At 66.2% G+C, this 20,434-nt stretch carries 20 protein-coding genes and 1 pseudogene; 11 read left to right on the forward strand and 10 right to left on the reverse strand.

From position 1 onward, the window contains the following. Positions 1-24: 24 nt before the first annotated feature. From SLQ33_RS21955 to SLQ33_RS21965, 3 genes are read right to left on the reverse strand one after another with little or no spacing between them, the layout of a single operon-like run. Entirely contained in the window at positions 25-327 is a 303-nt protein-coding gene (locus tag SLQ33_RS21955) for a hypothetical protein (RefSeq protein WP_319455998.1), read from the reverse strand. Then, positions 324-1,823: a fatty acid--CoA ligase family protein gene (locus tag SLQ33_RS21960; RefSeq protein ID WP_319455999.1), complete on the reverse strand. Its 1,500-nt coding sequence runs from the start codon at positions 1,821-1,823 to the stop codon at positions 324-326. The genes SLQ33_RS21955 and SLQ33_RS21960 overlap by 4 nt, the downstream gene beginning before the upstream one ends. Beyond that, on the reverse strand, positions 1,820-2,653 hold the full coding sequence (locus tag SLQ33_RS21965; RefSeq protein WP_319456000.1) for an NAD(P)-dependent oxidoreductase: 834 nt from the start codon (positions 2,651-2,653) through the stop codon (positions 1,820-1,822). Before SLQ33_RS21965 ends, SLQ33_RS21960 begins: the two co-directional genes overlap by 4 nt. A 217-nt stretch (positions 2,654-2,870) precedes the next feature. On the opposite strand from SLQ33_RS21965, the gene SLQ33_RS21970 reads away from it, so the two are divergent. The 4 genes from SLQ33_RS21970 to SLQ33_RS21985 are packed head-to-tail and all read left to right on the forward strand — an operon-like array spanning position 2,871 to position 6,880. Continuing rightward, positions 2,871-4,448 carry a methylmalonyl-CoA mutase family protein gene (locus SLQ33_RS21970; RefSeq protein ID WP_319456001.1) on the forward strand — a complete coding sequence of 526 codons (1,578 nt, stop codon included), beginning with the start codon at positions 2,871-2,873 and terminating at the stop codon, positions 4,446-4,448. Between the two features lie 31 nt (positions 4,449-4,479). Continuing rightward, complete coding sequence (locus tag SLQ33_RS21975) at positions 4,480-4,881, forward strand: cobalamin B12-binding domain-containing protein (RefSeq protein ID WP_319456002.1); 402 nt, start codon at positions 4,480-4,482, stop codon at positions 4,879-4,881. After that, positions 4,878-5,834, forward strand: coding sequence for an LLM class F420-dependent oxidoreductase (locus SLQ33_RS21980; protein ID WP_319456003.1), 957 nt, complete (start codon positions 4,878-4,880; stop codon positions 5,832-5,834). Before SLQ33_RS21975 ends, SLQ33_RS21980 begins: the two co-directional genes overlap by 4 nt. Next, positions 5,831-6,880 carry a CoA transferase gene (locus tag SLQ33_RS21985; RefSeq protein WP_319456004.1) on the forward strand — a complete coding sequence of 350 codons (1,050 nt, stop codon included), beginning with the start codon at positions 5,831-5,833 and terminating at the stop codon, positions 6,878-6,880. The genes SLQ33_RS21980 and SLQ33_RS21985 overlap by 4 nt, the downstream gene beginning before the upstream one ends. Here the strand turns inward: SLQ33_RS21985 and SLQ33_RS21990 are convergent. Beyond that, positions 6,868-7,176: a 2Fe-2S iron-sulfur cluster-binding protein gene (locus SLQ33_RS21990; protein WP_319456005.1), complete on the reverse strand. Its 309-nt coding sequence runs from the start codon at positions 7,174-7,176 to the stop codon at positions 6,868-6,870. The two genes, SLQ33_RS21985 and SLQ33_RS21990, sit on opposite strands and share 13 nt — an antisense overlap. Before the next feature lie 89 nt (positions 7,177-7,265). On the opposite strand from SLQ33_RS21990, the gene SLQ33_RS21995 reads away from it, so the two are divergent. Genes SLQ33_RS21995 through SLQ33_RS22010 form a run of 4 tightly spaced genes read left to right on the forward strand, consistent with a single transcriptional unit; the run spans position 7,266 to position 11,325 of the window. Continuing rightward, a complete protein-coding gene (locus SLQ33_RS21995; protein WP_413467694.1) occupies positions 7,266-8,687 on the forward strand; it encodes a class I adenylate-forming enzyme family protein in 1,422 nt (473 codons plus the stop codon). Next, the gene (locus SLQ33_RS22000; protein WP_319456007.1) at positions 8,672-9,484 is read left to right on the forward strand and encodes an acyl-CoA dehydrogenase family protein; all 813 of its coding nucleotides are present in this window, start codon (positions 8,672-8,674) and stop codon (positions 9,482-9,484) included. The genes SLQ33_RS21995 and SLQ33_RS22000 overlap by 16 nt, the downstream gene beginning before the upstream one ends. Next, entirely contained in the window at positions 9,471-10,559 is a 1,089-nt protein-coding gene (locus SLQ33_RS22005; protein ID WP_319456008.1) for an acyl-CoA dehydrogenase family protein, read from the forward strand. The genes SLQ33_RS22000 and SLQ33_RS22005 overlap by 14 nt, the downstream gene beginning before the upstream one ends. Before the next feature lies 1 nt (position 10,560). Further along, complete coding sequence (locus SLQ33_RS22010; RefSeq protein ID WP_319456009.1) at positions 10,561-11,325, forward strand: enoyl-CoA hydratase/isomerase family protein; 765 nt, start codon at positions 10,561-10,563, stop codon at positions 11,323-11,325. A gap of 36 nt (positions 11,326-11,361) precedes the next feature. On the opposite strand, the gene SLQ33_RS22015 is transcribed toward SLQ33_RS22010, so the two are convergent. The 5 genes and pseudogenes from SLQ33_RS22015 to SLQ33_RS22035 form a co-directional block, all read right to left on the reverse strand. Continuing rightward, positions 11,362-12,489, reverse strand: a complete 1,128-nt coding sequence (locus SLQ33_RS22015; protein ID WP_319456010.1) for a hypothetical protein — start codon at positions 12,487-12,489, stop codon at positions 11,362-11,364. A 167-nt stretch (positions 12,490-12,656) separates the two neighbouring features. Beyond that, positions 12,657-13,577, reverse strand: coding sequence for a hypothetical protein (locus tag SLQ33_RS22020; protein WP_319456011.1), 921 nt, complete (start codon positions 13,575-13,577; stop codon positions 12,657-12,659). Next, entirely contained in the window at positions 13,574-14,233 is a 660-nt protein-coding gene (locus SLQ33_RS22025) for a hypothetical protein (RefSeq protein ID WP_319456012.1), read from the reverse strand. Before SLQ33_RS22025 ends, SLQ33_RS22020 begins: the two co-directional genes overlap by 4 nt. 170 nt (positions 14,234-14,403) lie before the next feature. Continuing rightward, positions 14,404-14,619 (reverse strand): annotated as a pseudogene (locus SLQ33_RS22030) (short-chain dehydrogenase); the annotation flags it as partial. 53 nt (positions 14,620-14,672) lie between these two features. Next, positions 14,673-15,926: a PucR family transcriptional regulator gene (locus tag SLQ33_RS22035; protein WP_319456013.1), complete on the reverse strand. Its 1,254-nt coding sequence runs from the start codon at positions 15,924-15,926 to the stop codon at positions 14,673-14,675. Positions 15,927-16,063: 137 nt separating this feature from the next. On the opposite strand from SLQ33_RS22035, the gene SLQ33_RS22040 reads away from it, so the two are divergent. Together SLQ33_RS22040 and SLQ33_RS22045 are read left to right on the forward strand one after the other, a co-directional pair. Then, positions 16,064-16,858 (forward strand): maleylpyruvate isomerase family mycothiol-dependent enzyme, encoded by a 795-nt coding sequence (locus tag SLQ33_RS22040; RefSeq protein WP_319456014.1) that lies wholly within the window; start codon positions 16,064-16,066, stop codon positions 16,856-16,858. An 11-nt stretch (positions 16,859-16,869) separates the two neighbouring features. Continuing rightward, complete coding sequence (locus tag SLQ33_RS22045) at positions 16,870-17,685, forward strand: SDR family NAD(P)-dependent oxidoreductase (protein ID WP_319456015.1); 816 nt, start codon at positions 16,870-16,872, stop codon at positions 17,683-17,685. 186 nt (positions 17,686-17,871) lie between these two features. Here the strand turns inward: SLQ33_RS22045 and SLQ33_RS22050 are convergent, their stop codons facing one another. Further along, a complete protein-coding gene (locus SLQ33_RS22050; RefSeq protein WP_319456016.1) occupies positions 17,872-18,381 on the reverse strand; it encodes a hypothetical protein in 510 nt (169 codons plus the stop codon). Between the two features lie 64 nt (positions 18,382-18,445). Between SLQ33_RS22050 and SLQ33_RS22055 the strand changes: the two genes are divergently transcribed. Continuing rightward, on the forward strand, positions 18,446-20,386 hold the full coding sequence (locus tag SLQ33_RS22055) for an Ig-like domain-containing protein (protein WP_319456017.1): 1,941 nt from the start codon (positions 18,446-18,448) through the stop codon (positions 20,384-20,386). Positions 20,387-20,434 lie beyond the last annotated feature (48 nt).

Below are 20,434 nucleotides of genomic sequence, written 5' to 3' on the forward strand. Positions count from 1 at the left end.
CTAGGTCCGAGATCTCGCTCAGATCTAGTCGCTAGCGGGAAGTGGCTTGGCTTCCTTGATCTGCAGTGGGATCGCCCCAATGGACAGGGAGCCCTTGCCGGCCTTGGTGACCAGGACTTCGGCGCCGGCGTCGTCGACGTAGCGCTTGCCCATCAGGGTGCCGCCGGAGTGTTCGGAGTCGAGTTCGAGACTCGCATCGACCCCGTCGCCGATGGGCACCATGGGTGCGCCGCCGGCACGCAGGTCATCGAGGGACTCGGCGCTGCGCACCACGATGACCTGGGTGTCGCAAACCTGGCTTTGCAGGCGGGTGCCGTTCTTGATCATGCTGACTCCTTTGCCGCGTTGAGTTCGTCGACGAGTTCGCGGCGCAGCACCTTGCCGGTCGCGTTGGTGGGCAGTTCGTCGCGGAACACCACCCGGTCGGGGGTGCGGGACCCACGCAGCTGTCCGCGCACGAAGCCACGGAGGTCTTCGGCGTCGGGGGCGGCGCCGGGTGCGGGTACGACGACGGCGACGATGATCTGGCCCCATTCGGGGTCGTCGGCTCCGACGACTGCGCAGTCGTGCACGTGCGGGTGTTCGACGAGTACGTCTTCGATCTCGGCCGGTGCGATGTTCTCGCCGCCGCGGATGATGGTGTCGTCCGAGCGGCCGCCGATGTAGAGGTAGCCCTCGTCGTCGAGGTAGGCCACGTCCTTGGTGGGGAACCAGCCGTGGGCGTCGAGTACCGACCCGATGCCTGTGTAGCGGCCCGAGACCTGCTCGCCGCGGACGAACAGTTCGCCGGTTTCGCCGGCGCCGAGCACGGTGCCGTCCTCGGCGCGGATCTGGACCTCGATGCTGGGCACCGGCTGGCCCACCGAGCCGAGCCGGCGGGCGACGGAGTCGTCGTCTGAGCCCAGCGCGATCCGGTGGTCGTCGGGGGTGAGCACGGCGATGGTGGAGCTGGTCTCGGTGAGCCCGTAGGCGTTGACGAACCCCACGTCGGGCAGCAGCGACAATGCCTTGCGCACCAACGGGAGTGCGACTTTCGAGCCGCCGTAGGCGAGCGTACGCAAGCTCGGCAGTGCGGCGGCCTGCTCTTCGAGCACCGTGACGATGCGGTCGAGCATCGTCGGTACGACGGTCGCCGAGGAGACGGCCTCGTCACCAACCAGCCGCACCCACTCGCGCGCGTCGAAGCTGGTCAGGTACACCATCTTTCGGCCCGCGTACAGGTTCGACAGCGCCGCGCCGACGCCGGCGATGTGATACGGCGGAACGCAGATCAGCGCGGCGTCGCCGGGGGCGGCGGAGTCGAACTCCACGGTGCCGGTGACGTAGCTGGTCAGATTGTTGTGCGTCAGCTCAACGGCTTTCGGCGCCGACGTGGTTCCGGAGGTGAACAGCACCACCGCCACCGCGTCCGGGTCGGCGAACTCCGCAGCGGGCTCGGCCGTCTTGGCCGCCTCGACGAACTCGCGGGAGCCGATGACTTGCTTGCCCGCGTCGCCCACCATGTCCCGGTATTCGTCGTCCACGACGACGAGGGGTTCGGGCAGTCGCTCGATCAGCGTGCGCAGTCCGTCGGCGCTCAACCGGTAGTTCAGCGGGGTGACCGCGACGTCGGCGCGCGCCGACGAGAACAGCAGCAGCGGTAACATCGCGCCGCCGGCGCCGACGTACGCGACATGCTTGGCACCCGACGCGGCGATGACGCCCGCCCCGCCGTCGGCCAGCGTGCTCAATTCGGCTGCGGAAAGCCGCAGCTCGCCGGACACGATGGCGGTGCGGTCGGGGTTGGCCGACGACGCCATTTCAAGAAGTAACGAGATGCTCATGATTTGTCGACGAAGATATCCCACATCGGGTCGTCGCCACCGCCGTAGCGCGACAGGTCGGTGACGCCCGCGGCGATCAGCACGTCGGAGTCGATGTAGGTCTGGCCGTTGGCCTCGGCGGCGGGCTTGGTCAGGATCTCGACCGCGGCGTCGGCCATGATGTCGGTGCTGCGCGACCTGGCCGCCAGCTCGTCACCGGCGGACAGGTTGGTCACCGCCGACGTCGCGATGTAGGTCTGCGGCCACAGGCAGCTGAATCCGATTCCGGCATCGGCGTACTCGGCGGCCCACCCGAGCGACAGCAGCGTCATCCCGTACTTGGACAACGTGTACGACGGGTGCGCGCCCAACCAGTAGGGGCTCAAGTTCAGCGGCGGGGCCAGGGTGACGACGTGTGCGTTGGGGGACTTGCGGAGGTACGGCAGCGCCGCCTTGGTGAGCAGGAACGTGCCGCGCACGTTGATGTCCATCATCAGGTCGAACTTCTTGGCCGACAGTTGCTCGGTCGGATCGGTCGAGATGGCGCTGGCGTTGTTCACGACGATGTCGACGCCGCCGAAGCGCTCGACGGCCGATTCGACCGCGCGTGCCACGTCCTCTTCCTTGCGGACGTCGCCGACGACCGCAAGGCCCTTGCCGCCCGCGGCCTCCACCTCGTCAACTGCGGTGTGCACGGTGCCGGGCAGCTTCGGGTGCGGCTCGCTGGTCTTGGCGAGCAGCACGACGTTGGCGCCGAGCTTGGCAGCGCCGAGCGCGATGGCGAGGCCGATGCCCCGGCTACCACCCGACACGACCATCGTCTGGTCGGCGAGCGACTGCTGCGTGGTCATGGGCCTCCTAGGTTCCGTGGCTGTCGATGGTAGCCCAGCGGTAGCGGCGTTCTCATTTTACGCGAACCTCATGCTCCCATACGCTGGCGGCGCCCTGGCATGGGGGAATGCCATCGGAGTCCGGCCACCCCCTGACGTGCAGCGGGGAGCCGTGCTCGTCCGGCATTTCCGCGTCGCGGTATTGGCATTCTCATTTTTTGCAAGTACGTTATCCTCGATGAGCGACCTCGTGCAGACCCCGTCGGGTATCCCGCTGGAACCGGTGTATGGACCGGGTGATCGGGCGGTTGATCCGCCTGCCCCTGGTGTGTACCCGTTCACGCGGGGCAACTTCGCGTCCGGCTATCGGGGCAAGACCTGGACCTTCCGCCAGTATTCGGGTTTCGGCACCGCCGAGGAGTCCAACCAGCGGTATCGGTATCTCCTGGGTCAGGGTGGCACCGGGCTCTCGGTGGCGCTGGATCTGCCCACCCAGTGCGGGTACGACTCCGACGACGCCGAGTTCGGCGAGGAGGTCGGCCGCGTCGGGGTGGCCGTGGACACGCTGGCCGACGCCGAGATCCTGTTCGACGGCATCCCGCTGGACAAGATCTCCACCAGCTTCACCATCAACGGCACCGCAGCGATTCTGCTCGCGCTCTACGTCGCCGCCGCCGAGAAGAAGGGCGTGCCGCGCGAGAAGCTCACCGGCACGATCCAGAACGACATCCTCAAGGAGTATGCGTCGCGCGGCACTTGGATCTGGCCGCCGGAGCCGTCGCTGCGGCTGATCGCCGACACCATCGAGTTCTGCGCCGCCGAGGTACCGCGGTTCAACGCGATCTCGGTGGCGGGTGCGCACTTCCGCGACGCTGGCGCCAATGCGGTTCAGGAGATGGCGTTCACGTTGGCCGACGGTGTCACGTACTGCGACACCGTCGTCGAACGCGGGCGGATGACCATCGACAAGTTCGCGCCGCAGATCTCCTTCTTCTTCTATACCCACGGCGACTTCTTCGAGGAGATCGCCAAGTACCGCGCCGGACGACGGCGCTGGGCCACCATCGTGCGGGAGCGCTACGGCGCCACCACCGACAAGGCGTCGATGTTCCGCTTCGGCTGCGTCGCGGGCGGCGCGTCGCTGTACGCGCCGCAGGCGCAGAACAACCTCGTTCGCGTCGCGTACGAGTCGCTGGCCGCGGTGCTCGGCGGCGTGCAGTCGATGTTCACCGCCGCATGGGACGAGCCGTTCGCCCTGCCCAGCGAGGAATCCGCGACGCTGGCACTGCGCACCCAGCAGATCCTCGCCTACGAGACCGGGGTGACCAAGGTGGCCGATCCGCTCGGAGGCTCGTACTTCGTGGAGGCGCTCACCGATGCCACCGAGGCCAAGATCATCGAGATCATGGATGACCTCGAGGCGCACGGCGGGATGGTGCGCTGCATCGAGGATGGCTACCTGCAGGGGCTCATTGCCGACGAGGCCTTCAAGATTCATCACGAGGTCGAGTCGGGTGAGCGGGCGGTGGTAGGGGTGAACAGGTTCGTCACCGACGAGCCGGCACCCGACATCGACACCTACGAACTGAACGCAGAAGGCCGCGATCTGCAGCTCAAGCGGCTGGCGAAGGTGAAGGCCGAGCGCGACCCGGTTGCGGTCAAGGAAGCTTTGGCGGCGCTCGCGAAATCAGCGGAGGGCACCGACAATCTCATGCACAAGCTGGTCGACTGCGCCAATGCGTACTGCACGGTGGGGGAGATGGTGTCCACGTTGAAGAACGTGTGGGGCGAGTTCCAGCAGCCGGTGGTGTTCTGATGAGCGCTTGCGCGAAGAAGCGAGGGCACTGATGGCGACTCGCGTACTGGTGGCCAAGCCCGGCCTCGACGGACATGACAAGGGTGCCAAGATCGTCGCGCGCACGTTGCGCGACGCAGGCTTCGAAGTGATCTACACCGGGATCCGTCAGCGCATCGAGGACATCGTGTCGATCGCGCTGCAGGAAGACGTTGCCCTGGTGGGACTTTCGATCCTTTCGGGCGCGCACGTCGCGCTGACGACCCGCACCGTGGACGCGTTGCGCGCCGCCGACGCCGGTGACATCGCCGTCGTCGTGGGCGGCACGATCCCCGAGTCCGACGTGCAGAAGCTCTTGGACGCCGGCGCGGCCGCGGTGTTCCCGACGGGCACCTCACTCGAGACGCTCGTCCGCGACGTGCGGGCACTCACCGACAAGGCAGGGGAGTCATGAGACTCGGCGTGATGATCGGGGCCGAGCGCGGCGACATGGCCCGCAAGGTCTCCAAGCTAGTGGCCGACGTCGAGTGGGCCGAGTCCGCGGGACTGCACACCGCGTGGATGCCGCAGGTGCCCGACGACTTCGACTGCCTGACCATGGTGGCGCTGATGGCGGCGCACTCCTCACGCATCGAGCTGGGTACCGCCGTAGTGCCGCTGCAGGCCCAGCATCCGATCGCCCTTGCCCGCCAAGCACTCTCGGTGCAGGCGATGGCCGAGGGTCGGTTGGCGCTTGGCGTCGGCCCGTCGCACCACTGGATCATCCAGGACATGCTCGGGCTGCCCTACGAGAAGCCGGCGGGCTACACGCGCGACTATCTCGAGGTGCTCAACGCCGCCATCGCGGGCCCCGGCCCGGTCGACGTGCAGAACCACTCGTTCACGGTGCACAACCCCACCGCACTCGGTGCCGCGTCGCCGATGCCGGTGCTGGTCGCCGCACTCGGCCCGGTGATGCTGCAGATCGCGGGCGAGCACGCCGACGGCACGGTGCTGTGGATGGCCGACGAGAAGGCGATCGGTGACCACATCGCCCCGAAGATCAACAAGGCCGCGGCCGAGGCGGGCCGGCCTGCGCCGCGCATCGTCGCGGGCATCCCGGTGTGCCTGTGTGCGAACTCCGAGATCGACGCCGCCAAGGACCGCGCCAACCGGATCCTGTCTGAGGCCGAGACGTCGCCCAACTACCAGCGGCTGCTGGACCGCGGCGACGCACGCAACGTCGGTGACCTGTGTGCCGCGGGCGACGAGGAGTCAATCCTGGCGCGGTTCAAGCAATTCGCCGATGCCGGTGTCACCGACCTGTCCGTGCGACTGCTGCCGATCGGCGACACCCGCGACGAACTCGTCGCGTCCAAGTACCGCACGCGCGAGGTGATTGCGGAGTTGGCCAAGGCCGTGCAGTGAAGGGTCCGCTGGACGGCATCCGCATCCTGGAGGTCGGCGTCATGCTCGCCGGCCCGTACGCGACGATGCTGCTGGCCGACCTCGGTGCCGAAGTGGTCAAGATCGAGCCGCCGGGCGGTGAGATCTCGCGTCAGGTCAGCGACAGCTACTTCGCGAGCCTGAACCGCAACAAGCGCAGCGTGTGCCTGGATCTGACCTCCGAGCAGGGGCGGGCGAAGCTAGGCGAGCTCGCCGCCAATTCGCATGCGCTGCTGGTGAACATGAAGCCGTCGGTGATCCGGAAACTCGGCCTCACCTACGAGGCGCTGTCCCGCTTCAACCCGCGGATCGTCTGCGTGGCGCTCACCGGCTACGGGCTCGACGGCGGCGACGACCCTGCGTTCGACTACGTGGTGCAGGCCGCCACCGGCGTCGCGGCGATGACCGGCGATCCGGAGGGCCCGCCGACACTGCCCGGGTACTCGTCGGCCGACAACTCGACGGGGCTCACCGCCGCACTCGGGTTGCTCGCCCAGATCGTGTCCGGCCGAGGCGGTCAAGTGGACGTGTCGCTGCGCGACGTGATGCTGTCGCAGTTGAACTACCGGGCCTCGGCCTGGCTCAACGACGGGACCGAGCCGCATCGGCACCCGTTCGGAGCGCACTCGTACTACGTTCCGGCACAGTTGTTTCCGACCGCCGACGGGTACCTGGCGCTCTTCATCACGCACGACGGCTTCTGGCGATCGTTCGCCGCGGAGGCGGGCGTTGGCGGGTTCGAGACCATGGCCGAGCGCGCCGCGCGCCGTGACGAGGTGCTTGATCTGGTGACAGCGGTGCTGGCGACGGACACGGCCAAGGGGTGGGAGGCGCGGTTGCGCCCACTCGGCATTCCGGCGGCCGCAGTGCGTTCGTTGCCGGACGCGCTGGAGGCCACGCCGGAGGCGATCGTGACCGCAGGAGACTTCCGACTCATCGGAGGGGCGATCAAGGTCGCGGGGTACTCGCCCGAGTACCGGCCCGCGCCCGCACTGGACGAGTTCTCCGAAGACGCTCAGTCGTCGTAGGAGACCTTGACGTTGGGCGTGTCCGGAATGGCCTGACACGTGAGCACGTAACCGTCGGCGACTTCGTCGTCCTCGAGGGCGTCGTTCACCCGCATCGTCGCCTTGCCTTCAATCAGCTTGGCCATGCAGGTGCCGCAGTTGCCGGCCTCGCAGGAGAACGGGGGACCCATGCCTGCTCGCCTGGCGGATTCCAGGAGGGTCTCGCCGGCCCTCATCGCCACGGACGCCGTCCTCCGATCGAGGACGATCGTCACCTCGCCACCGGCCTCCTCGGTCGGTACGGGGTCTGCGCTCATCTGGCTCGCTCCTGACATTGAGATTCTGTCTATCCGAGAATACCATTCTCTATAATCGATAGGATATTCTCAACCGCAATCGTACGACGATGACCAGCCGGGAGGGGCGTGACGTGACTGAGTCGGTCCTGCTCGCCTTCGGAGACCGTCAGTACACCCGATCCGAGCTAAATGCGCTGACCAGCGGCATGGCGGCGGTGCTCGAGCAGCGCGGCGTGCGCACCGGTGACCGCGTCGCGTTGATGTCCTCCAACCGCCCCGAGTTCGTCGTCGCGATGCGTGCGATCTGGAGTCTGGGCGGCGCCGTCGTCCTGCTGAGCCCGGCGTGGAAGCGGGCCGAGGTCGAGCACGCCCTTGCCCTGACCGCCCCGGCGCATGCGGTCGGCGACCATCCGGTGCTGGCCGAGGTGATGCCGATGCTGCACCTCGACGACGCCGTCGCGCCACGTGCGCGCGCACTCGCCACGCCCGACCCCGACACCGACGCACTGTTCGTGTTCAGTTCGGGCACGACGGGCATGCCGAAGGCCGCGCGGCACACTCACCGCGCCTTTGCCGTCGCCGTCGCGCACTGGCGGGCGGCCCTCGACCTGTCCTCGACCGACCGCATGCAGATCATGACGCCGCCGTCGCACATCCTCGGCCTGCTGAACATCGCGACGGCGCTCGACGCGGGCGCGTGGATCCGGCTGCATCCCCGGTTCGACGTCGACACGATGCTGCGCCACATCGAATCCGACCGGATCACCGTCGAAATGGCCGTCGCGCCCATCGCGCTGGCGATCGCGGCGCACCCCGACCTCGAGTCCCACGACCTCTCGTCGTTGCGCTACGTCATGTGGTGCGCCACCCCCGTCACGCAGAGCGTCGCCGAAGCGATAACGCAGCGAGTCGGGGTGCGGTGGGTAACCGCCTATGGGGCAAGCGAACTGCCCGTCATTTCGTGCAATCCGATCGAGGACGCACGGCTCGACACCGTGGGGCGGCCGGTGCCAGGAGTCGACGTGCGGGTGGTGTCGTTGGACGACGGAGCGCTACTGGGGCCAGGAGAAGACGGTGAGATCCAGGTCCGCTCCGGTTCGGCGATGGCCGGCTACCTACCCGACTCGGCGACGCCCGGCGCGTTCAGCGACGGCTACTACCGCACGGGCGATGTCGGCAACCTCGATGCCGACGGCTTCCTGCGGATCACCGATCGCTCCAAGGAGATGATCAAGGTGCGGGGGTTTCAGGTGGCGCCCGCCGAGGTCGAAGCCGTACTGCACGGGCATCCGGCCGTCGCGGACTGCGCGGTCTTCGGGGTGCCGGATGCGGCCGATGGCGAGGCGATCGTCGCCGCTGTGATGCGCTCGGGGGCCGTCGAGGCGGCCGAGTTGGTCGCGTTGATCGGGGCTCGGCTGGCGTCGTACAAACGGCCCAGTCGGGTCGTATTCGTGGAGGAGATCCCAAGGCTCCCTTCTGGAAAGGTGTTGCGTCGAGTGTTGAAGGAGCGGCTGTGGACGTCCGTCTAACCGCGGAACAACGAGAACTGCGAGAGGCCGCCGCCAAGCTGGCCGACGACCTCGGACCGGGGTCGGTCGCCGACCTGGACGACGACGGCCGCATCGCGCGGCTGGAGAAGACGGTCGAGGCCACCGGATTCCGGACGCTGCGCTCCGACGAGGCGTCGGGCGTCGAGGTGGCCATCGTCGCCGAGGAATTCGCCCGCGGGCTCGTCGACGTGCCGTTCCTCGGCCCGGTGCTCGCCGACGACCTTGCCCGCCGCATCGGCCGGACGGCGCCCGCGGTCGCTGAGCCAGACACCATCGACCTGACGCGTTGCCTTGCGGGAGTGGCCGAGTCACCTTCGGAGCTCGCCGAGCTCTCGGAGCAGGACGCGGGCCGCTGGTACGCACTGGCGCTCACCGCCACCACGGCCGACCTGGTCGGCTCGGCGCGGGGCACGTTGGCGCTGGCAGCGGAGTACGCCAAGGTGCGCGAGCAGTACGGCGCGACGATCGGCTCCTACCAGGCGGTCGGGCACCTGCTCGCGGAGAGCCTGGCGTTGATCGAGGGATGTATCAGCGTGCTGCGCCATGCGGCGTGGGCCGTCGACGAGCTTCCCGTCGTCGAAGCCGTCGAGGCGGCCCGGGTCGCCAAGATCTACTGTGCGCGTTCGGCACTGACCGTCTGCGAGACGTCGATCCAGGTGCACGGCGGCATCGGCAACACCTGGGAATGCCTTGCGCATGTCTACCTGCGTCGGGTACTGGCCGCCACCGAGCGCTGGCCGGTCAAGTTGGAGGAGTTGACCATTGGACTTTCGTGATTCCCCGGAGGAAGCCGCATTTCGGGACCGGCTGCGCGGCTGGCTGACCGAACAGAAGGGCAAGTTCCCCACCTCGGGTGACGAGTACTGGGCCAAGGCGGGTGAGTGGCACGTCGCGCTGTACGAGGCGGGTTTCTTCGGCACGTCGTGGCCGAAGGCGTACGGCGGACAGGAACTGCCGCCCGTGTACGACGTCATCGTGGACGAGGAGATCGCGAAGGCGGGTGCGCCCGCTCGACCCGGGCTGGGCTACCTCGTCGTCGGGTTGAGTCATCACGCCGACGAGGAACTGCGACAACGCTTTCTGCCCGGGATGATCAACGGCACCGAGCGCTGGTGCCAGGGCTTCAGCGAGCCCGGCGCTGGTTCCGACCTCGCGTCGCTGACCACCACCGCCACGCGCGAGGGCGACGAGTACGTCATCAGTGGCCACAAGATCTGGACCAGCTACTCCGACGTCGCCGACTGGTGCCTGGTGCTGGCCCGTACCGACAAGGACGTGCCCAAGCACAAGGGCATCTCGGCGTTCATCGTCTCGATGCACCAACCCGGAATCGTGCAGCGCCCGCTGAAGATGATCAGCGGCGTCACGAAGGAGTTCGGCCAGGTCGAGTTCGACGGGGCACGGGTTCCGGTCGAGAACATGGTTGGCGCGCCGGGCGACGGCTGGAAGCTTGCCATGACGGTGGTGAGCCACGAGCGCGAACCGTCCACGCTGGGTTTCTCGGCTCGGTACGGAAAACTGGTGCGCCAGTTGAACTCCCGGGTCGACGGCGACGCACCGGAGGAACTGTCCTGGGCCTGGGTGCAGACCGAGATGCTGCGGCTGCACGTGCGTAGGCGGCTGTCGGAACAGCTGGACGGCCTTACCCACGGCCCGCAGGGCTCGCTGGACAAGCTGCTGATGACGTGGGTCGAGCAGTCGGTCGGCCACGCCGCGTTGGCCACCGTCGGCACTTCCGATCCCGAACTGTTCGGGGCCTACATGTACAGCCGCGCGCAGAGCGTGATGGGCGGCACCTCACAGATTCAGAAGAACATCATCGCTCAGCGGATTCTTGGATTGGGGAACTGAAATGTATGACATGCCAGCCGAAATCGACGTCAAGGCCGACGGCGGTCTGCGCATCATCACGCTCAACCGGCCCGATGAGCTCAATGCGGTCAACGATGCGCTGCACGTGGGGCTGGCGAAGATCTGGGAAGCGCTCAACGAGGACGTCGGCGCGCGAGCGGCCGTGATCACCGGTGCGGGCCGGGCGTTTTCAGCCGGCGGCGACTTCAACTACCTCGACGAGTTGCGCAACGACGAAGCCCTGCGCCAGAAGACGATCAAGCACGGCCGTGACCTCGTCATCGGCATGGTGCGGTGCCGCATCCCGGTTGTCGCCGCGGTCAACGGTCCTGCCGTCGGGCTGGGCTGCAGCTTGGCGGCGCTCTCTGACATCGTCTACATGGCCGAGACCGCGTTCTTCGCCGACCCACACGTGTCGATCGGACTGGTGGCCGCGGACGGCGGCCCCCTGGTGTGGCCGTCGCAGATCAGCTTGTTGCAGGCGAAGGAGTTCGCGTTCACTGGCATCCGGATCAAGGCCGCGCGAGCGCTCGAACTAGGGATGGCCAATCACGTGGTGGCCGACCCGCTGGCCGAGGCCATCGTGTGCGCGAAGAAGATCATGGAACTGCCGCAACAGGCGCTCGAAGCCACCAAGCGGCTGATGAACATCCAACTCGAGAAGTCCGTGATGGCGTCGCTGGACTACGCCAACCTGTCCGAGTACGTGTCCTTCGGGACCGCCGACTTCAACAAGATCGTGGACGGCCTGATCGCCAAGAAGTAGCCCCTGCTCGCGCGAGAGAGCTTCGGTGCTCCCGCGCTACTCGTCGTCGGCCTTAGGTGCAGGCTTCGCAGAGTCGTCAGAGGCCGGCTTCGCGGCCGCTCCGGTGTCCGGCTTCGCCGCGGCGTCCTTGTCGGCCTCGTCGTCCTTGTCGTCGGGGGTCGCCGCCTTCTTCGGTGGCTCCGTCGGGTCCGCTGCTTCGTGTGCGACTTCGCTTAGCGGTGAAACCTCGGGCCCGGCAGGCGCTTCCGGTGGATCGGCCTCGGCGGTGGCCCCCACGTCGGTCACGCCGGTCGGCTCCTCCCGCTGCGCCGGGACTTCGTCGACGACGGGTGTGGGCGTGCCGTCGGCCTCGAGCGTGTCGGCACTAGAACCCCGCGCGAGGCTGAACGTGGTGTCGGTCGAGAGGGTGCGCATCGCTGAGACGTCCGCGACGAACGGCGACGGCGGTGGGGGTGTCGCCAGCGCCGTTGCGATGCCGAGCTGTGCGGCCTCGATCCCGGCGACGATCGCGCCGGCGCCGTCGCCGAGGGCGACGAAGAAGTTCCTCGTTCCGTCGACGGCCGCGTCGATGATGTTGCCGAGGTTCAAGGTGAGGATGGCGGCGACGAGGTCCTGCGTGCCCACGATCAGCGAGGTCGTGACGATGTTCCCCGCCTGCAGGAAGCCGTTGGTCACGTCGATGAACGCCTGCGGCGTCGCGGCGTACAGCGCGGTCTGCACCGCGGCGGCCTTCTGATTGCGCCAGATGATCGAATCGAGCAGCGGTTGTCCCACCGCAATCACCGAATCGCGAACCGCGGTGGTGAGGGTCTCGAAGGCGCCGACGAAGTTGAGTGCCAGCACCTCCTGGATGACCTCGACGGTCACGCCAGGGATCGACAGCAGCGACTGCGCCAGGCCGATGCCGGCTTGACCGAGCCCAGCCAGGTAGACCGCCCAGTTCTCGGCCCAGTTGCGAATCTGTTGCCGAACAATCGGCAACGTCAGGATGTACGGGATGTCGAGGGCGGTGAGGTCGAACTCAGCCGTAACAGCCGCGGCCGCGGCCCGCACGTCTGCCGCAGGCGACGACGGCGTGATCGGATTGATCGGTGCCATTGCAATGGCGCTGGCGCCGACGAGTGCAACTCCCGTGGTGAACCACGGTCGTAGTGAAGCCTCCATGTCATCCCCCGATCCTGAGCATTTACTGCGAATCAGGCGAACGCTAATCCGCACCGCGTCGGGGCGCTGAGATATGAGCAATTAATTATCCGCAGCGGCAATTAATGGCGTCGAAATTGGCCCCGTGTCCGACGGAATGCAATTTCGCGACAGGAGGCGACGAGCCGCTAGGACGGGCGGGTGAAACCTATGTCGTCGCGGATGACGGTGGCAGGACCGACGGGCAAGACTTCGGGGTCCGGCCCTGGGACGGGTACGACTTGCGCGTCAGCACCGCCAACCTTCACGAACTCCAGTTTGTCCCTCGAGGTCTTTCGAAGCAGATCCTCGAAGGCCATGATCGTGAGTTGCTCACCGGGGCAGCGTCGATAGCCAAAGCCGAAGGGGGCGAAACCGGCGTAGTCGCAAACCGGGAGCGGCTTGTCGTCGGCGACTCCGAACACCGTTCCGAACGCGCTGTTGTGCAGCGCTGCGTTACGCCCGTCCTTGACGTCGAACGTGGTCGGGGTGAACGGACAGTTCGCGAGTCCCATCTGCCGGATCTTTGCCTCATCGATGTCCTGGCTGGTGGGTGCGTGTTGGTATCGCGAAGGGTCGAAGTCGTCGGGATTCACCCACTGGACCGGGTCGTGGCTCGTCGAAGTGTGTGGGCTCATGATGTAGCCGTGCCGCTCGAAAGCGGGCGGCCGCGTTTCCTCCATCGCCGAGATACTTCCGCCGTTCGGCGAGATCGTGCGGAAGAGTTCCATCACCATGCGTTCGAGAGGCGGAAACGCTGAGCCGTCCGGAGCGTCGTAGGCGCCGGCCATCGTCTTGTTGAACCAATCCTTGGCTTGGACGTCACCGCCGTCCCTGCGCAACTTGGCCATCACGTTGTACAGGCTGTTGCCCCACTGACTGAAGGCCACGAAGTTGTGGAAGCACTCGAAGACCACGTCCTTGTGATTGAAGTATTCGCTGTCCGCACCGTTCTGAAGCCAATACCACGCGAAGGTCTTCTTGGGTTCCGGCGTCTTGCCGGACGTGATGTCCGCGAGTCTGTCGTCGATCCAGGACTTCAGGAATCCGAGGTTCTTCCTGACGGTCATGTAATTGTCGTACACGACCTTCTGGGTGGGGTCCGGAATGCGAGGACGGCGTTGAAGCTTGCGCCGATCTGTCGTACTTCTGCCGGAAGGTCGGGGCCCTTGACGCCAAGATGCAAATCCCAGTAGAGATCCCAGAAGGTATCCAGATAGATCCGCATCAGCGGCTTGCCCGCGTTTGCGGGGCTGAACAGCTGGTCGAAGAATCCGACGACCTTCGCCTGGTACATCTCCCGGTAGAGATCGGGCGTGACCGCCGACATGTAGATCCTCTTGCGACGGTTGTCCGGGCCGCGTTTCTCGAGACCTTGAAGGAAGACCGTGACACCGTCCTGCGGAGCGGGCTTCCAGCTCTCGCTGAGCAGTCCCCACAGGTGGTAGGGGAGGGCATTCTCCTTGGTCAGCGCGACGTCGATCATCGGTAATACGGGCCGCTGGCCGTCGAACATGCTGTTCATGAAACTGGGCACGATGACGTTGTCGACATATTCGGCATCGAAGTCAGCAACGTATTGTGCGCGAAGCTTCGCCACCGCTTCTGGTAGACCTTCAGTCGAAGCCGGTGGGCTGTCCACGGGTGAGGAGCAGGCAATCATCGATTGAGTGGACAAGGCCGCGACAGCGCCCGCTCCGCCAGCAAGAAAACTACGACGCCTCATTGGCAAACTCCTATTGTCCGAACGGGGTTGACCCATCCACATCGGAACCATACGAGGGAATGCGTTGGCGCCCGGCAGTATTGACTACTCTGCCTCCTTCGTGAGGAGGAGTGGCAGGGGCCGGCCGTGTCCTGGTCGATTGGTCATGCCAAGATCAGCGCCGAACAGCGTCAGGAGGCGAAGAGCTCTTCGGAGCGCTGGATCGTTCCGGTGATGCCACTTGCGTTCTGGCCGGCTAGTAGCACCGCGGCATTGCCCATCGCCTCGGGCGGCTCGACCAGCTCGGGCGGTATCTCGAAGCCGCCGCCACCGGCCTGCCAGCCTTCGGTGAGCACCACTCGCGACGGGCTGAGGCATTTGACGGCGACGTTGTCGGGCTTGAGGTCACCTTGCCCTGCTCGTCGGAGCGCGCGGCGACGGCAACGGCACACGACGGCGCTCATCCTTGAGGATCTCGATCGCGACTTCGGCTGACTTCCTCGGGGCCGACTGCGGTGCCCAACAACGCCAACTGCAGTTCGACCAGGTGGCTGTCGACGTCATGGCCGAGCGCGTTGCGAGCACGTTCCAGGCGGTAGCGCACCGTGTTCTTGTGGACGCCGAGAGCCGCGGCGGTGGCATCGCGGTTACGTCCGCACGCGATATACGTGCGAAGCGTCTCCCGCAGTCGTCCGGCCGTATCGTCGGCGGCGGTCAATCCGCTCAAGGTGCGCGACTGGAACGCGGCGTACGCCTGTGCGTCGGCTGTGACGAGATATTGCAGTTCGACGTCGCGGTAGCACGTGAACGATCCGGTGGGTTGGCTTGTTGTAGTGGAAATTTGGTATGCCGCGACGGCCTCGTGGTGACTGCGGATGAAGCCGGAGATTCTGTGCCCGGTGATGCCGATTCCGGCCCGTACACCGCGGACTTCACGGCTCTGGGCCAGAGCTCCCAGTTCTGCCAGCTCCAGCGGGCGGTCGCTTCCGAGCCACGCCCAAACGCCGTGCGCACCTGATTGCGTGGTCAGGACCGTCGATGCTCCGAGGTGGTCGCCTACCGTGTGAGCCAATGCGACCAGCCGGCGATCGATGTCGGTACCGGTGCGGTCGTCGGTGCTGATCACCACCGCGGTGTGATGGCCGCGCAGCGGATAACCCAATACCCCCGAGGCGGATTCGACGCTCACCGGTTCGCCGAGCAGTATCGAACGCACTACCTCGGCGCGGCGTGCGAGGACGCCGGCGAACAGCCGCTCCCGCTCCTCGCGGTAGGTCTGGGTCAGCACGTTCAGTGACGTACTCAGCCACGACAGCCCACGATCGATGAACAGCACGAGCAACGAGACTTGTTCTTCTCGCTCGGGTAGCCGACCGGTCTGCTCGATGAGGTAGCGCAGTTGTGCGTGTTGAGTCGCGCGATGAATCTCGGTAAGGACATCGGCATCGAGGCCCCGCCGGGCCAGCGTCTGTGCCAGGGCGTGGGCCTGCACCGGAATGACTGGTTCTCCAGCGGCGCCGTACGTCATCCAGACGATGAAGGCGCGCACCTGCGCGCGGGTGCTGGCGGTGAGGTCACGCGACAGTTCGGGATCCTCCGCCAACGCCGGCAGTGCATCTGTGATGGCGGCGAGGAACATGGCGGCCAGCTCGTCGATCTCCGCATCGCTGTTCGGCGTTATCCACGCCAGCGCCTCTTGTGGGGCTGATTCCATCCCACCCGCCCTCCACAACTTGTATCTGGAGCACAAAAATACCACTGAACTTGGCAATCCTGGCCAAGCGCTGCGCGGCGACCCCGCGACATGATCGCCGTGCCGCTCATCGATGAGCAGTGCAGTTTAGGAGGTCGGTGGCCGTGGACACCGCGCGAAGGTTGACCGCGGCGGCGCGCGAGCGGCGCCAAGTGCTGGCGGTCTGCGCCAACCTCGATGACCGCCAGTGGGATGCCCCCAGCCGTGCTGACGGCTGGCGCGTTCGCGATGTGATCGCGCACCTCGGCGCCACTACGGGGCTGATGCTCGGAGTGGGCGCCCATCAGATGTGGGGCAGGGGTGCCGAAGAACTCAACGACGTCCTCGTCGCGCGCCGTCGCTCCTGGACCCCGCCACGCGTCCTCGCCGAGTTCGAGCGGTACAGCGGCCGCGCGATGACCGCGCTCAAGATCGTCGCCCGAGCACCACTGGGCAGCCTGCGGCTTCCGGTCGCCGAACTCGGCCATTACCCGCTGCGGCTGACTCCGTCTCTGCTGCTGTTCGACTGGCACGTCCATCTGCGCCACGACATCGCACCCGCGATCGGCTTACCCGCCCCACCCACCGACGTGGACCGCATGAGCGGGGTACTGGAATGGATGTTGGCCGGAATGGAACAGATGAATCGCACGACCATGACGTGGATGGACCGCCCCCTCAATCTGCAGTTGACCGGTTTGGCCGGCGGCCGGTGGCACATCGCGCCGGGCACTGGCGGCCGGTTGCACGTTACTCAGCGTGCCAGCAGCTCCGCGCGGGCTGAAATCGTCGGCAGGACCGACGAATTCCCGTCCTGGGCGACCACGCGCACACCGTGGCGCGCCAGCGATGTTTCCCTGCGCGGCGACACCGACTATGCCGAGCGCTTCCTCGACGCCCTCAACATCATCTGAAAGGTCCATCGATGCAAGGCTTCAACAACAAGGTGGTCGCGATCACCGGCGCAGGCGCGGGAATCGGACGCGCGCTCGCCGAGAGTTTTGCCGTGCGCGGCGCGCGGCTGGCATTGTCGGACGTCGACGCTGAGGCCGCCAAGCAAACCGCCGTGTACTGCGCGGCACGTGGCGCCGAAGCGCAGGCGTATCAGCTCGACGTGTCGGACCGGTCTGCCTTCATGGCCCACGCCGAGGAGGTGACCGCCCACTTCGGGGGCATCAACGTCGCGATCAACAACGCCGGGGTCGCGCTCATCGGTGAGCTCACCGAAGTCACGTGGGACCAGCTCGATTGGATCAAAGGCATCAATATCGACGGAGTTCTCAACGGCAGCAAGATCTTTCTTCCGCATCTGATCGCCTCCGGTGACGGACACCTCGTCAACATGTCGAGCCTGTGGGGGCTGGTCGGCGCCCCGCTGGACTCGCACTACTGCGCTTCCAAATTCTTCGTTCGCGGTCTCACCGAGTCGTTGCGTCAGGAGATGCGCCGGGCAGGTCACCGAGTCGGTGTAACCGCGGTACATCCCGGATTCGTCAAGACGGACTTGGTGCGCTCGGGGCAGCACGCCGACAGCCGAGCTCATCAACTGTCCGTCAACTACGTGGAGCGCAAGGTCCGGGTCACCGCCAAGAAGGTTGCCGAAAAAGTCATCCACGGTGTCGCGAACGATCGTGCCCGTGTCCTCATCGGGGCCGATGCCTACGCCGGGGACATACTCGCCCGGGCCTTGGGGCCGCGGTACCAGCACATCATGCTGCGCTTCGCGGATCGACTCGGCTAGCCACCGTGCCAACCTCCCGTCGGCTGGTCTGTCGCAGCCGACTTCTTCTGTGACCACCTCGGGTGGCCTTCCATGTGGATCAACTAGGAGCAACATGAACAGCATTGCAGTGCAATCAATGTCGCCATCGACGCGGCGATCCAACCCAACGACAGGAGCGAACGGATTCGACACCGGCTACGGCAGCTACATCGGGCGCGTGGGAGTGCTTGCGGTGGCGCTGGGTATCGGTTTGGCGGTCACCCATAGTCCGGCGGTGGCCAACGCCGACACCACCGATTCGACGTCGTCGTCTGCCGATGCGTCGAGTGCCGCTGCGAAAACGGACTCGTCGTCACCGTCGGGGTCTGCCTCGACGTCCTCGAGTGGGGCTTCGGAGCCAGAGGCGAAGGTGTCGGCCTCGGGTGGCGCAAACACCTCCACTACTGGCACAACCACCACCGGCTCATCGTCATCGGGGTCGACGCCCACATCGTCTGGCGCGACTACCTCGAATACGGGCCTGACCACGGCCGGCTCATCGGCGTCGGAATCAACGCCAAGCACCGAATCACCTTCGGACACTGCAACTTCGGGTGCTTCGATCCTGCCGGATGAGGCGCCGGTAGAGTCTGCACCGACCACCTCGGCATCCACCGAAAAGAACGACAACCCGCCCGCGGCCGAGCAGACGACGGTGATGCCGGTTGGACACAACGCCAGCGCTCCCTGGGCAGCGTCGACGCCGACCTCGACCTCGGCATCGACCGCCGATGCGAGCGTGGCTCAAGCGAAGACCGCCACGCCGGCTACCGATGTGAGCGTGGCCGGACTGTCGAAGGCGGGCGCGTCGGCTCCGTCTTCGACAGCTGCTTCCTCCAGTAGTGTCGCGTCGGCGCTGGCCGCACCCGCCCCGGCTGCAGTGCCGACTCCGCCCGGCGGGCCGCTGTTCAATGTGGTGACCACGGTGCTGTCGTGGGTGGGGCTCAACCCGTATGCCACCAATTCGCCTGTGGTTCCGCCAGAGTCACCGACGTTGTGGGCGCTGTTGGGGTGGGCGCGCCGCCAGACGCAATACACATTCTTCAATAGAACGCCCACCACCCACTACAATTCGACGCTGACCTCCGAGACCTTCGGCGGGGCGATGTTGGGCAACCTCAACGCCAGCGACGCCGACGGCGATCAGCTGACCTATACGGTGACCAGCGGCCCCACCAAAGGCACCGTGGTGGTGGCCTCCGACGGCAGCTTCGTCTACACCCCGACCGACACCACCGCGGTGTACACCACCGGTCTGACAGACACGTTCACGGTCAAAGTCGATGACTCCGTTGGTAATCCGTTCCATCTGCATGGCTTGGCCACGCTGTTCTCCCCCGACGGCGGGGCAAGCACCCAAACCACGGTGTCGGTGACGGTCAAGCCGGTCAGCACCCTGGCCACCCCTGATCAGCTGCGGCTCGAACAGCTCGCGATGCAGATCGTCAATACCCCGGCTGTTCAGCAAGCCAAGGCCACCATCCGCGCCCAATGGATCACCCAGGCCCAACAGAGCTTCGGCCTCATCGGCGGCCCGGATGCGAAGAGCATGGCCCTGCTCGACCAAGCCGTCGACGAGTACGCCTACGCGCTGGCCCAGCAGGTCGCAATGAATGATCCGACCCGGCCGGCGGTGCTGGCGATGCTGATGCCTCCACATCAGTGGTTCGGCACCGACGTCGACGGAGGACGCTTCAACCCGGACAACCCCGACACCATCTACCGCGGTATCGCGGTCAACAGCGCGTCGTCCTATGTGATCACCGGCCAGTTCTACGGAGCCCGGCCGGTGGACGTGAACTTCGGCGTGTACGCCGACATCAGCGCGGCCGTACCGATCAGCAACCTGTCCGGCAACGATCTCGTGGTCAATCCCGATGGCAGCTTCACCATCACAGTGGACTCTCTGCCATCAGCCCCGGGGCAGACCAACCACCTGCAACTCACCGCCGGTGCCCAACAGATCTTCATCCGCGACACCATGTCGGACGTGACGACGCAGACCCCGGCGGCGCTGCAGGTCGTGCGGATCAGCGGCCCCACGCCCACCACCCCGCGAACCCTCGACGAAATGGCTGCCCAGACAGCCCAACTCACCGTCGCGGCAAGCAACGCGCTACATGTCTTGGGTACCAGACTGATGACGTTGAACCTGGCAACCGGGGCGCTCAAACCACCCAATACACTCACGCCCGCCCTGCAATTCCCGGGCGCCCTGCTGACCCAGAGGCAGAGCCTCGGGTACTTCAGCCTGACCGACGATCAGGCCATGGTCATCACCATCGATCCCGGCACCGCCAAGTACTTCATCGTTCCGGTCTCCAATATCTGGCTGACCACTGACAACTACTGGGATGCCCAAACCAGCCTGAACAACGCCGAAGCCACCCCCAACCCGGACGGCACGTACACCCTGGTGCTCTCTCCGACAGATCCCGGCGTCGCGAACTGGATCGACACCGGGGGCTTGAACCAAGGCGTATTGCCGATCCGGTTCCAAAACCTGGACCCCAACGCGACGACCCTGCCCACCTTGAGCTTCCAGACCGTCTCACTCGATCAGCTCACCAGCGTCTTGCCGGCCACCACCAAGTACGTGACCCCCGAAGAACGGGCCGCCCAACTCGCCGCACGCAACGACGCATACGAACGCCGCTACGACCCATTCCCGCAGGGCTAGCTAGAAGAGATCGGTCACCGATGACCGCTTTTGCTCGATCTACACTAA

Source organism: Mycobacterium sp. RTGN6 (assembly GCF_033804605.1).
GTDB lineage: Bacteria > Actinomycetota > Actinomycetes > Mycobacteriales > Mycobacteriaceae > Mycobacterium.